A 12,938-nucleotide genomic window follows, 5' to 3' on the forward strand; every position below is an offset into this window, starting at 1 on the left:
TAATGGTTCGACTATCTCTCCCCACAATGTTAAAGATTATATATTAATCTATTCTCTCAACTTCCGCATAATTCCTTTTCCCTGATTCATAGATGTGGGTAACGGGTGGCCTTGACGTAGAGCTTGGCGGGTCACAGGGACAGGTACAGTGTCCCAGGAAAAAAATGGTGGGACAAATGACCTGTCCCTCTGACCCAAGTAGATCGAAACAGATATCTCTATTTTGCAATATGTACTTTTAGTTGTTTTCCTTTGATGGTTGTTTGCTTCATTGCTGTTAGAACACGCTGGCCTTTCCCGTTTAAAATATCCACATAGGTTGCATTTTCCTGGATAGTGATGATTCCAATATCATCTGCAGACACTCCGGGGATTTTAGCAATCGTACCGACAAAATCGACCACCCGAAGCTTCTTTTTCTTTCCGCCATTAAAATAAAGCTTTATTATATCTTTATTAACTTGCTTTGCCTTATCTTGTTTAAGTCGTGGCTTGGTGTTCATTTTTTCTACAAAGGCTGCTTTTGCACGAGCAACTTCTTCCTTACTTGGAGATTCGATGTTACGAAGTACCTCACCGATGTATTCTTCAATTTCTTTTACTAGATTTTCTTCTTGGGGTGTTACGAGAGTAATCGCTTTTCCGACTTTGCCTGCGCGACCCGTTCTTCCAATTCGATGAACATACCGTTCTTTATCCTGGGGCACATCGTAACTGATCACAAGCGAAATATCCTCAACATCTATCCCTCTTGCCGCAACATCTGTCGCTACTAAGTACCGAAACTTACCCTTCTTAAAATCATCCATCACCTTGAAACGCTCTTCTTGAACCATACCACCGTGAATTTTCCCACAAGAATAATTGGCTCTTGTCAGTTTTCGATACAAATCGTCCACACCCTGCTGTGTTCCGCAAAAAATAATGCAGCTGTCTGGATTTTCAACAATCGTAATGTCCTTTAAAAGTGAAAGCTTCTCATCTTCATTAATCCTCATTAAATAATGTTCAATCTTTCCTTTTGCAACATTTGGATTGTTAACCTCAATAAATTTTGTCTTTTTCATATACTTGGCCGAAAGAGCTTCAACATCTTCAGGTAATGTCGCTGAAAATAACATCGTAACCCGCTCAGTCGGAAGTGCTTGGATAATCGACTCCACTTGTTCAATAAAGCCCATATTCAACAACTCGTCAGCTTCGTCAATTACTAGAAATTTTATATGATCCACAAAAAGCGTTCCCTTTTGGATATGGTCTAGTACCCTTCCTGGTGTCCCCACAACTACATGTGTTTTTTGCTTTAGCTCTAACTTTTGTCGTTCATAGGATTGCTTTCCAAATATAGCAGTTGCTTTGATCCGCTTAAATCGACCAATATGTATAACATCTTCCTTCACCTGTGCGGCAAGCTCTCTCGTTGGCGTTAAAATCAAGGCTTGTGGCTTATTTTCAACCCAATCAACCATTTCACAAATTGGAATCGCAAATGCAGCAGTCTTACCACTACCGGTTTGCGATTTTCCAACAATGTCATTTTTCTGCATTGCAACAGGTATCACCTTCGCTTGAATTTCAGTCGGAACCTGATAACGCAAACCCGAAAGTGCCTTCACAATTTCATCACTTAAATTAAATCTATCAAAACCACTCATATCATTACCTCATCTATATTTATTATGGGACAAAGGGACAGGTACATTGCCCCAGGAAAAAAATGGTGGGACGCGGGACCTGTCCCTCTGGCCCAGTCCCCAGTTTTTTCTCAGTTGACAACTGGATTGGGATGTATTAACTTAGTATAGCTAATGTGAAATAGAATTAAAGTTTTTATATAAATATTCATGAAAAAAGAGGTGTATTGATGTCAGCAGACCAACGTAAAAAAATGATCATTTTGATGATCAATATGTTTATTGCAATAGGAAGTTTTGGGATTATTATTCCCATTTTGCCTGCTTATCTTGAATCAATCAATGAGGGTGGAAAAGCAGCTGGCCTTATGATTGCTATTTTTGCTGGTGCGCAGTTTATTTTCTCACCAATCGCAGGTAAGTGGACAGACCAATATGGCCGTAGAAAGATGATTATCTATGGACTATCCGGGTTAACATTGTCCATGTTTATTTTTTATTTTGTAGATTCAATTTGGCTACTATATGCATCACGCGTTGTTGGTGGAATCGGAGCAGCACTTCTTATTCCAGCTATTTTTGCCTATGTTGCGGATATAACAACGATGGAACAACGTGCAAAAGGAAATAGTTATGTTTCCGCGGCTATGTCTCTTGGAATTGTAGTGGGACCTGGTATCGGCGGATTTTTAGCTGACTTTGGATTAAAATTTCCTTTTTTAATTTCGGCATTGGTTTCGCTTGTATCAGTCATTTTTTCCTTTGCGGTACTAAAGGAAAGCCAACAAAAAGAAGAGGGATTCATGCCTGTTGATGATGAAACAATGGCAAAAAAATTAGTACGATCTGTCCGAATGCCATTTTTCATTCCATTGGTTATAACACTTGTAATGAGCTTCGGATTAATGGCATTTGAATCAGTTATCGGACTTTTCGTTGATAACCAATATCAAGCCACACCACAAGATATTGCGGTCATGGTAACGTCAACTGGACTTGTCAGTGTTATCGTTCAATTATTCGTTGTAGATCGCATGGTAACACGATTTGGAGAAGGTAAAATCTTAAATATTTTTATTTCTGTCGCTGCTTTAGGCTTCCTTCTTTCATTAGTTGCTACTAGTTTTGCGATGTTTTTTGCTATTTCACTACTCGTTTTCCTTGCTACTTCCATCCTGCGACCTGTGCTTAACACATTAATTTCTAAGCTTGCAGGCAATGAACAAGGATTTGCGATGGGAATGAATAACGCATATATGAGTATTGGAAACATATTAGGCCCAACACTTGGCGGATTATTATATGATGTTAATATTATCTATCCATTCATCTTAGGCCTAATCCTTCTCATTGTCACATTATTCATCACGATCATGTGGCAAAGAAATTCAAAGTCAAAACCGCAAGTCAAAGCGATGATTTGATGGAACAGTGACTGTTCAAAAAAGGTGACCAAATTCGGTCACCTTTTTCTATGTTTGGACAGGTCAACTGTCCTACATTACATTTTCGATTAGATAAATAATTAACGGTCCCATTAATACGATAAAGATGGATGGGAAGATAAATAGCATCATTGGAAAAATCATTTTGACTGGTGCCTTCATGGCCTGTTCACGTGCAAATTGAGTCCGCTGCTCCCGAATTCGTTGAGTCAGTTGGTGGAGAACCTTTGCCATACCCACACCTAACATGTCTGCTTGGATGAGTGAAGTAATGATACTTTGGAACTGAGGGATTGGAACCCTAGAGCGAAGATCTGCAAATGCTTCTCTCCTTGACTTTCCTAACTTCATGTCCTCCATTGTTTGCATAAATTCCTCTGACAATGGCCCTTTCATTTGCTTACATACCTTTTGAATCGAGGCATCCAGCCCCATCCCTGCCTCAATTGATAAATTGACCATATCAAAAAAATCAGACATACTCTTTTGAATCTGATGTCTCCGTTTTTTTATGATTGTACTTAAATAAAATGAAGGATAATAAATCCCTAAAGCCGCAACCACACTCGCTAGTAAAATCCTTGAAAAAATGGCTGTACTACCTAATATCAAAAAAACCGATAGAAACAGGACACCCCCAATTAACAGCTGTAAAAAACGAAAGTCGATGGCTGACAACTTCAACGGGTATCCCGCTTCACGTAGCCTTGTTTCGAGTTCTCTTTTTTTCGAACTCGCCATTTTTTTATCGACAACCAACTTCAGCCTGTCACTATAATTTTTCATTACATGCAACTGTAATCTCTGTTTCTTCACCGGTATTTCTCTTTCGATGTCTGGGCCAAAATAATGCTTGGTCCGCGCTTCAATCGCAATGTCCTTTTTATATATTAGACTTAGCAATCCACCAATGAGCAACATAAAACAAAGGAAACTAGCGATAATAAAAAAGATTTGTATCATTGGAACCTACACCTCAATGTGTACAATTTTATTAATAAATACCCAGCCTAAAATCATATTAATTCCACCCACGATAAGCATCCCCCAACCTAATGGATGTGAAAAAAGCATATTAAAATATTCTGGGTTTACAAAAGTTAAATACAATGCCAGCGCTGGCGGTAATAATGTAATAATAACCGAGGACATTTTACCTTGTGCGGTCAATGTCTTTACCTCATCTTGCACCCTCGAGCGGTCAATAATTGTTTCCTGCATTGTTTCAAGTAAATATGCTAGATTTCCTCCACTTGAGCGTTGGATTAGCAACGTCGTTAAAACCATTTCGAGCTCCCGATCTGGTAATCTTTTTAGGAGATTATCAAAGGCATCCTCAATCTTAACCCCATAATTGATTTCCTTCAGTGTATTCAAAAATTCTGGTCCTAACGGATCTTCGATTTCTTCAGCTACCATTTTCATCGCCTGCATGAAACTAAAACCAGCCCGTAATGCATTCGCCATTGTCCCTAATGCGTTTCCTAGCTGTTCCGAACATTTTTTCAGTCTATATTTTCGTTTCCGTTTGATATATAAAATTGGAAGATAGAATCCAATAATCCCGCAAAAAATCAATAATAGCAAATGGAGCTCATATAAATATCCGATACCCACGACTGCACATGCACCAATCACTCTCCAAATAAACAATTCACCTTGAGTCATTTTTAGCCCTGATTGCGTAAGAATCGTTTCGTATTTTGAAAAATGAATGGTCCGCTCCATACTTTCGCTGACTTTTTTTACAAATACACTTTCGCGGTTCTTCTTTTTCTTTTCTTCCTCTTTCTTTATAGGCAGGTACTTGCTAACTCGTTTTTCATACTTTCCTTTTTCCGAAATCATTGTAATTACAATTCCGGTAAAAAGGGTAACAACCAAAAACGCAGATATAGCAATTAAAAGAGAAGTGCTCATACCCACTCCTCCCTAATCATCGATCGTACATCAAAGCCAGCATACTCAAGCTTTTCGGCACAATCCGGAAGAATTCCAGTAGCGGCAAACTCTTGCTTTTTCCCCTCCTGATAAACGAAAAGATCCTGCAGGACAATCGTATCTCCTTCAAGTCCTAAGACTTCGGTAATTTTCGTGATTTTTCTTGTACCGTCTTTCATTCGAGATTGTTGGACAATTAAATGAAGGGCACCCGCAATTTGTTCTCGAATAGCTCTAACAGGAAGATCGAATCCTGCCATTAACACCATTGTCTCTAGCCTTGCTAAAAGGTCTCGAGGGGTGTTCGCATGTCCCGTTCCTAAACTGCCATCATGTCCAGTATTCATCGCTTGAAGCATATCAAGTGCCTCCGCACCACGGACTTCTCCGACAATAATTCGATCTGGGCGCATCCGTAGTGAATTTCGAACAAGATCACGAATGGTTATTTCACCTTGTCCCTCGATATTTCGTGGCCGTGACTCCAGTGACACCACATGGTCTTGTGATAACCTAAGCTCGGCAGCATCCTCAATTGTAACGATACGTTCATTTCTCGGAATGAACGATGACAACACATTCAATGTGCTCGTTTTCCCAGATCCTGTTCCCCCACTAATAAAAATATTCAACTTTGACTCTACGGCAGCCTTTAAAAAGTCGGCCATTTGTTCACTTAAAGTTCCCTTCCGCAACAAATCATAGATTGTAAAAGGAGTTGCCGAAAATTTTCGAATTGTAATTGTTGGTCCATTTAATGCTAGTGGCGGGATAATTGCATTTACACGTGAACCGTCCGGTAGTCTTGCATCTACTAATGGGGAACTCTCATCAATTCTGCGTCCTAATGGAGCAACAATTTTTTCGATTATCCGTAAAACATGCAAATCATCGCGAAATTGTATATCTGTTTTTTCGATTTTTCCCCTCGACTCAATGTAAATATCCTTTGGACCATTTACCATGACTTCAGAAACTTCTGGGTCAGCTAGCAGAGGAGAAATTGGTCCAAAACCTGTTAGCTCGTAGGACATATCATATTTTAGCTGCTTCTTTTCTTCGTAAGCGAGCTGTTCACCCTCTGCTTCAAGAAAACTTTCCGAAAGCTTTTCAATTATTTCCTCTAGGTTTCGGTCTTGATATATGGGCTTTTTCAATTCCTCAACTAGATAATTGTGTAGGCGAACTCCCAGTTCACTTGATTTAACGCTTGCTGTCTTTATTTTTGGAGTGTCCTTCTTTAGCTCCTTAACCGGAGTCTCACCTCCGAGCCTCGCTAATAACGACATCAGACCATACCCCCTGCATGGATCACTCGTTTTGACTTAAGTTTTTTGCGGTCGGATGTACCAACAGGCGTAAAAATGGTATCGGCCATTTGGAAAATTTTCTTCGCCACCTGTGACCTAGGATAGGAATAGACGAGTGGCTTACCTTCATTGACTGAAGTAACCATGACTTTTTCCATTGCTGGTAATGTGAAGGCCACCTTTTGCCCAATGATCTTTTCGACCGTTTCGATTGTTAGCCCTTTTACCTTAGCCTGGCGGTTTAGAACCATTTTTACCTTTTCAAGAAGTTGTAAGGTTTCTAATGTATCAATTAATAATCTTGTATTTTTTAAAGTTGGTAGGTCCTGATGTGTGACGAGAAGAATTTCATCCGATTTTTCCAATGCAACAATTGAATTCTCATCTAAATGCGGTGCTGTGTCGATGACGACAATATCGTAGTTTTCTTTTAACGTTTTTATGGCCCTTTTCACATCGTCACCTGTAATCACCTCTGCAAATTCAGGGCGCTGCGGAGCTGCTAAAATGGAAATTCCATTTTTGTAAGGCGTCATAAAGTTTTCAATTTGCGACCCATTACGATCTTCTTTTACCCAGTCATATATTGTTCTTTTCGGTTTCACATCATAGAACATTGAGACATCACCAAACTGAAGGTCTAAATCAAGAATCGCAACCTTTGCTAATCTCTTTCCATAAGAGGCCGCTAGGTTAACAGAGATACTGGTCTTGCCAACTCCACCTTTTGTACTTCCAATCGTAATGACTTTTCCGTTCTTTTTAGGTTGGTCGAATTGATAGCTAATCTGATTTTTAGTTTCTTGAATCGCATTTTGAAGATCATCACGAATTTTTGAAGGGCTTGACGATAGAAAAATAACGTCTGTCGCCCCTGCACGAATGGCCTGCTTGGAATCTAGCTCTGTTTCATATTCGAAAACTAACGATACCTTTGTATTACGGTACTCATTCTTAATCTTTGAACATAGATGGTAGATGTCATATGAAGTAGATTGTGGGAGTAATACAAGTGACAGCTCAGTTGGAAGCAATTTCTCAAAAAGTTCCTCATGAGTAGTCCACTCGATTTTTCTATCTACTTTTTTCGCTATAGCATCAAGCATTGACTTTGTTTCTTCATTTTCAAAAATAGAAATTAGCTTAATCATCACTTAAACACTCCTTCGTGAAGTTGGTCCTCATGAACATGCGTATGTTTTGGTTCCACATCGTGGTCCCCTTCATCTCTAAGCATTAAATACAATTCATATCTTGAAGCAAATCCTAATGCCAAACCTTGCTTCGGCGTTACTTCAACAGTTACCATTTGGTAGCGTTTCTTCTCTGTTTCTGGATTATCCGCTGCATGACCAATTTCTATTACCCTTACATTTTGCAAAAGGAGTGTCGCTGAATCATGTTGTCCTTTCTCTTTATATTCTTCCGGTACCGTCATTACTGCCACAACATCGACAAATGAACCCGGTTTAATATGTCCAGCTACCCCTTGAACATCTGTCACAGCAATTGTCATGGCGCGGTTTCCTTTTGCAATCTTTATTCCTGACGATTCTGCAGAAGCCACTTCTGTTTCTTCCGGCTGTACAATTTCCTCTTTTTCTTCAGCCTTATCTTCCTGTACAACTTCTTTGCTAGCAGTTTGTGCTTTCGTTGGCTGTTCTGAATTTAAAAGTATGTATAATAGCCCAGATGCAACAAGTCCGAAAACCATTGCAGCTATCCAGATTTTTTTCGTGTTCATACGTCACCTGCTTTTTTGATATTTTTTACTAGTTTATGAGTTTGACTTTAGGTAATCTTTCAGGGTATCCCTGATTTGGCGTGTAACTACTGTCCAGTATAAACTCAATGAATTTGCCCGTTATTTTTTCATTACTGCCAGTACCACTTGCTTCTGTTAATAAAAATGCTGCTAACCCCATAATCTCTACTTTCTGACTTCTTCCATTCGGAAAAGAAGTAACATCAACGATTGGAATCGTAACGAGTCTTTTACATGAGCTATCTGCCTTTGTTGGATCATTACATTTATCACTTCTGCTCGGATCATTGTTATCGGCAACAATTCGTGCATTTAATGTAGAAGTTGCGCTGGAAATTCTACCTGGTTCAGGATAATGAGAATCACCTATCTTCACCTCGACACCATTCTCAATTGCTATTCTTAGGTCATCTGCCCCATTAGAACCATCTATCGCGATAAATCCAAAATTACCCGTTTCGGAATGTTCTTCCTTTAATTCGAATTCTTGTCCAAAATACACATTTTTGAAAGCATTGTACTTAAGCATCATTGGAATCGCTTCACTACTATTTAGAAGGGACTGATATTCTGCTTTTGCATATGCTTTTACATCTGCATCTGTAAAATCTGGGGATAGTACTCTTGCAAAATATAAATTTTCATTAACAGTTTGTGTGATTGCTACAGAATTCTGAGTAACCTCAATTTTGTTACTCTCTGTTCCATCATCTACAATTGAGATTCCATTCTTTTGAGCGATTTCTTTAGCTGTATATATTGCGGAGTTTTTCACAGTTTCATTAAATGGTTTCCCTCTTAGTTCCTGAGTACCAGCAAGTACCGCTGCATCTAATGCCTTTTGAAGCTGGCCTTTCTTAAAGTATAAGGCTCCAGCATCCACGACAATCGCTGAAAATCCAAGGATTGCAACCATGAGAATTGCGACAAGAACCATCGATACACCACTCTGGTCCTTATATAAACGTTTAATCAACTTATAGACTCTTTCCATTTATTCCACCCTCATAACCGTGGTATCCTTCAAGTCGAACTCTCCTATTATTTGACCAATGATTGGGGTTAGAAAGTCAACTTCATAGGTTAGCTCAATCTTTACTTCTTCACCGCTTGTTGGAGTTGCTGATGCATCGGTTACTACCGTTGAACCAAAATAAACTGTTTTGCCTACCATTTTTGGATTAGAAGGGTCATCGCTCTCTAATGTATCAGTTGCATTTGAAATAGTTGTTTGTATCGTCCCTAAATCCGAGCCGACTGTTGCAACTCTAGCCGCTTCTCTTCCCGCATGATCGAGTGTTAAATACGCATGAAAGATACGACCAAAATCTGTAATCCCAAATAAAATCATTAATATGATTGGTAGAATAAGTGCTGTCTCAACTAATGATTGACCTTTTTGTGACTTCATCGTAATAACTCCCACATAAAGGATAATAGGGCACCAATCGCTATTGGTACTGCATATGGAATGGATACCGTTCCTTGGTTACCTGAGTTGATTTCTAGTGAGCCTTGAGTTCCTCTGAAAAACATAAGTGAAAATAGCATACTTTTAAATGTGAATCCTAGTTTCCTTTGTTTAATAAGGATGAAAATAGCAATGACTCCTCCGATAATCGCTGCATAAATACCCGTGTAAAAAACGAACATTGCTCCCTTCCAGGCTCCAATTGCGGCTAAAAGTTTAACGTCTCCGGCTCCTATACCACCCATTGCAAATGGAATGAAAAGTAATCCGAGTCCCACTAAAAATCCTTTTCCGCTAAATACAAAGCCATCAAATCCAGAGAAAATAGAAAAATAAATGAGGCCGCCTATTATGGCTGGAAAGGTTACAATATTAAGGATTTTTCGGTTGCGAAGATCTGTTATTACGGAGATGAATAGGATGAGGCAAATTATTAGGTTTTCCATTTTTGTTTTCCTCCACTTGATAAAATTGTAGCCCTGCCGGGGCAGGGCTTTCTAATTATGACGGTATTACGATAGACTTTAATTTTGTCGAAATAGAAGTAAATACACCTGCAATATCGGCTCCAAGTGCTACGATTGCAGCAACAACCCCCATTGCAATCAACCCAACCAATAACCCATACTCTGTTAATGCTTGTCCTTCTTCTTCCTTAACTAATCTTCCTACTACGTTTTTCATCATTTTTGTTTCCTCCTAAAATTTGTTTTTGGTTTGTTTTGTTCTTTATATTGAACTTGACTTTAGTATATATCGAACGTTCTATATTGGAAACAGCCAAAATAGGCCATTCGTTCTATATAATGACCATCTTTCTCTATTAATCTCCTTTTTTCTCTTTTTTTCTTACTTTTTTGTTTTTTATTTAGAACAAAATATCCTATATAATGAACATTAACAACTAACTCGATAGGAGGAATGGATTATGCAACATTCTTTAGACCTAGATCTACCAATTAGTAAGGCTGATACATTTATGAAGCGATTTAAGGGCTTGATGTTTGAAAGGAAACCATACGTAAATAAAGGCCTTCATTTAACTCCATGTGAATCTATACATATGTTCTTTATGAGATTTCCGCTGGATATTGTTTTCTTAGATAAGGAAAATAGAATAGTAGATGTACGCTATAACCTCCAGCCCTGGAAAATTGCGATCCCTAATAGAAAAGCTTTTTCTACTTTAGAACTCCCAACAGGGACTATAGAAAAGTACAATCTACAAATCGGTGACAAACTTGTTCTCTAAAAAGTTCACTTAATCGATCGCTAAATTGTTCTTTGAGCCAGCCGCCGTGATGTTCTTTATACAAAACACAAAAAAGGTGACCTACAAAATAGGTCACCTTTTTCAATTTGGGTCAGAGGGACAGGTACACTGTCCCAGGAAAAATTTGGTGGGACGCGGGACCTGTCCCTATGTCCCATTTAATCTCTGATTTTCGCATATAGTTCTTCGGTGGATTTGCTGACTTCTGCGTTGAAGTATGGTTCGTATGCTTCGATTGGTGGTTTTTTCGTTGTAAATACAGCGATTAGTACTCCAATTAATGAAGCTGTTACGGCTACAACGAATGGATTGGTAGCTTCCATCGCTTTTGCGATTATATACACCACTGAACCCACTAATATTCCTGTATAGGCTCCTGCCTTGTTCATTCGCTTCCAGTATAATCCAAAAAATACAACTAAGAAGAAGGCTGCACCAAAACCACCGTATACATACGTGAAGCCCATCGCAATAAACCAAGGTGGTTTAATCGCAAGTAAAACAGCAACGATTGCAATTCCAAAAATACTTAGACGCAACCAATTTCTAAATCCTTTGTCTGAAACCTTTTTCGAAGAGATGTTTAAATACACATCATAATAAAGTGACGTTGCACAGTGTAAAAGCATCGAGTTAGCAGTAGATATTGCTGCCGCACAAATGGCAATAAGTATGACTGCCCCAATAAATGGATGCATATACTCTTGGATCAGCAATGGAACAATATAGTCTGTTGTTTTCCCAACAGGTAAGCTAGGTATTAATACTTTTGCACCTAGGCCAACGATGATAAGTGGGCCCATGATAAAAATTAATAAAAATATAGTACCCATGATTTGTAAGATTGCAATTTTAATATTTTTTGGTGCTACCATTCTTGCTACCCAGTGCGGTGAAGAAGGTGTTCCAAGTGAATTTGAAATAAAGATAGAAAATAATGCTCCAAGACCGAAAGATCCAACTGGTGAAAGAAGGATTCCCTTTTCAAGTTCAGGTCCCCCTACAATTGTTGGTGCTGTAGTGGTAGCAAGTGTATCAAGGATATTGGTCATTCCACCAGTTAATACCAAGACAACACCAGCTGCTAAAATAACACCAATTGTTATCAGTAATGTATTTAATGTGTCAGTTGCAGCAACTGACCAGAATCCACCCAGGCTTGTTAATAGTATAAATAGTAAGAAACCAAAAATAGCAAATTCATATTTAATGCCTGTTATCGTGGAGAACACAATACCGAAGCCCGTTACCTGAATATTTACTAAGAGCAAGTAACCAATAAACATTAGTATCCCAACCAAAGCTTGGAGGGAACTCTTTTTCTTAAAAGGTTCAAATCGAAATCGAACAAATTCCGGGAATGTCCTTGCAGGTACTTTTGGCCTTCTGACTTTGTAGGCGACAAGTGGTAGTAATGCTCCACCAAACGCCCAACCGGCTACCCACCCGATAATTGTAGCAACTCCAGTACTATATAGATAACCCGGTATTCCAATAACCGATGCCACACTTACCCATGTAGCGGTTGTAGTACCGATACTCATCAGCAAACCCAGTCTATGCCCACCGATTGCAAAATCATCGATAGATTCTGCAGCCTTAAGGCTTTTGAGGTTTGCCCAGATAAGAAAAACAATATAAAAAGCAAATACAGCTACGTACCAAACCATCGAATCCCCTCACTTTTCTATTTATATTTGAATATTCTTCCAGTAGCTCCCCAACGCTTTACACCGGACTTTTCTACCTTATAGCAAAGAAATGTATTTAACACTACGCTAAATACCATAACCCCAACCCAGAACATCATTGCTATAAACATACAGACACCCACCTTTCGCATTTACATTCAGTCCATCCCAAATAGAAGTTACAGACATCAGAATTAATTATCACACTACACTTTATATTTTCTATATATAGTATTCTATGAATATAAAGATAATGGTAGGTTATTCTTTCAAACAAATTTTGTCAATGTAATAATCTGACAAAACAACTTAGAGTTCTTACAAAATTTTCAGTAAGTATCCGCCCGTAGAACGGGCGGTTTTGATTTCGCCCTATAAGGGCACTTTACCAACGAAGCCCCTAAAGGG

Annotated in this window: 14 protein-coding genes; 2 read left to right on the plus strand and 12 right to left on the minus strand. The window is 38.8% G+C overall.

The window, feature by feature from the left end:
- Positions 1 to 218: 218 nt before the first annotated feature.
- Positions 219 to 1,655, minus strand: coding sequence for a DEAD/DEAH box helicase (locus tag ACR65M_RS11010; RefSeq protein WP_440273325.1), 1,437 nt, complete (start codon positions 1,653 to 1,655; stop codon positions 219 to 221).
- 185 nt (positions 1,656 to 1,840) lie between these two features.
- Here ACR65M_RS11010 and ACR65M_RS11015 point away from each other — a divergent pair, with 185 nt between their 5' ends.
- The gene (locus ACR65M_RS11015) at positions 1,841 to 3,058 is read left to right on the plus strand and encodes an MFS transporter (protein WP_494776423.1); all 1,218 of its coding nucleotides are present in this window, start codon (positions 1,841 to 1,843) and stop codon (positions 3,056 to 3,058) included.
- Positions 3,059 to 3,130: 72 nt separating this feature from the next.
- Here the strand turns inward: ACR65M_RS11015 and ACR65M_RS11020 are convergent, their stop codons facing one another.
- The 9 genes from ACR65M_RS11020 to ACR65M_RS11060 are packed head-to-tail and all read right to left on the minus strand — an operon-like array spanning position 3,131 to position 10,253.
- Positions 3,131 to 4,042, minus strand: a complete 912-nt coding sequence (locus ACR65M_RS11020) for a type II secretion system F family protein (RefSeq protein ID WP_440273326.1) — start codon at positions 4,040 to 4,042, stop codon at positions 3,131 to 3,133.
- Between the two features lie 6 nt (positions 4,043 to 4,048).
- Positions 4,049 to 4,999 carry a type II secretion system F family protein gene (locus tag ACR65M_RS11025; protein ID WP_440273327.1) on the minus strand — a complete coding sequence of 317 codons (951 nt, stop codon included), beginning with the start codon at positions 4,997 to 4,999 and terminating at the stop codon, positions 4,049 to 4,051.
- Positions 4,996 to 6,309, minus strand: a complete 1,314-nt coding sequence (locus ACR65M_RS11030) for a TadA family conjugal transfer-associated ATPase (protein WP_440273328.1) — start codon at positions 6,307 to 6,309, stop codon at positions 4,996 to 4,998. The genes ACR65M_RS11025 and ACR65M_RS11030 overlap by 4 nt, the downstream gene beginning before the upstream one ends.
- Positions 6,309 to 7,481 (minus strand): CpaE/TadZ family protein, encoded by a 1,173-nt coding sequence (locus ACR65M_RS11035; RefSeq protein WP_440273329.1) that lies wholly within the window; start codon positions 7,479 to 7,481, stop codon positions 6,309 to 6,311. Before ACR65M_RS11035 ends, ACR65M_RS11030 begins: the two co-directional genes overlap by 1 nt.
- The gene (cpaB, locus tag ACR65M_RS11040) at positions 7,481 to 8,074 is read right to left on the minus strand and encodes a Flp pilus assembly protein CpaB (protein WP_341329898.1); all 594 of its coding nucleotides are present in this window, start codon (positions 8,072 to 8,074) and stop codon (positions 7,481 to 7,483) included. The genes ACR65M_RS11035 and cpaB overlap by 1 nt, the downstream gene beginning before the upstream one ends.
- A 28-nt stretch (positions 8,075 to 8,102) precedes the next feature.
- Positions 8,103 to 9,089 carry a TadE/TadG family type IV pilus assembly protein gene (locus tag ACR65M_RS11045; RefSeq protein WP_440273330.1) on the minus strand — a complete coding sequence of 329 codons (987 nt, stop codon included), beginning with the start codon at positions 9,087 to 9,089 and terminating at the stop codon, positions 8,103 to 8,105.
- Positions 9,090 to 9,506, minus strand: coding sequence for a TadE/TadG family type IV pilus assembly protein (locus ACR65M_RS11050; protein ID WP_440273331.1), 417 nt, complete (start codon positions 9,504 to 9,506; stop codon positions 9,090 to 9,092).
- Positions 9,503 to 10,012, minus strand: a complete 510-nt coding sequence (locus ACR65M_RS11055; RefSeq protein ID WP_440273332.1) for an A24 family peptidase — start codon at positions 10,010 to 10,012, stop codon at positions 9,503 to 9,505. Before ACR65M_RS11055 ends, ACR65M_RS11050 begins: the two co-directional genes overlap by 4 nt.
- A 55-nt stretch (positions 10,013 to 10,067) precedes the next feature.
- Complete coding sequence (locus ACR65M_RS11060; RefSeq protein WP_341329894.1) at positions 10,068 to 10,253, minus strand: Flp family type IVb pilin; 186 nt, start codon at positions 10,251 to 10,253, stop codon at positions 10,068 to 10,070.
- A 241-nt stretch (positions 10,254 to 10,494) separates the two neighbouring features.
- Here ACR65M_RS11060 and ACR65M_RS11065 point away from each other — a divergent pair, with 241 nt between their 5' ends.
- Positions 10,495 to 10,818: a DUF192 domain-containing protein gene (locus ACR65M_RS11065; protein WP_341329893.1), complete on the plus strand. Its 324-nt coding sequence runs from the start codon at positions 10,495 to 10,497 to the stop codon at positions 10,816 to 10,818.
- A gap of 179 nt (positions 10,819 to 10,997) precedes the next feature.
- Here the strand turns inward: ACR65M_RS11065 and ACR65M_RS11070 are convergent, their stop codons facing one another.
- Positions 10,998 to 12,509, minus strand: a complete 1,512-nt coding sequence (locus ACR65M_RS11070; RefSeq protein WP_440273333.1) for a sodium:solute symporter family protein — start codon at positions 12,507 to 12,509, stop codon at positions 10,998 to 11,000.
- 17 nt (positions 12,510 to 12,526) lie between these two features.
- Positions 12,527 to 12,661: a hypothetical protein gene (locus ACR65M_RS11075; protein ID WP_341329890.1), complete on the minus strand. Its 135-nt coding sequence runs from the start codon at positions 12,659 to 12,661 to the stop codon at positions 12,527 to 12,529.
- Positions 12,662 to 12,938 lie beyond the last annotated feature (277 nt).

This window comes from Ferdinandcohnia sp. SAFN-114 (genome assembly GCF_059415045.1).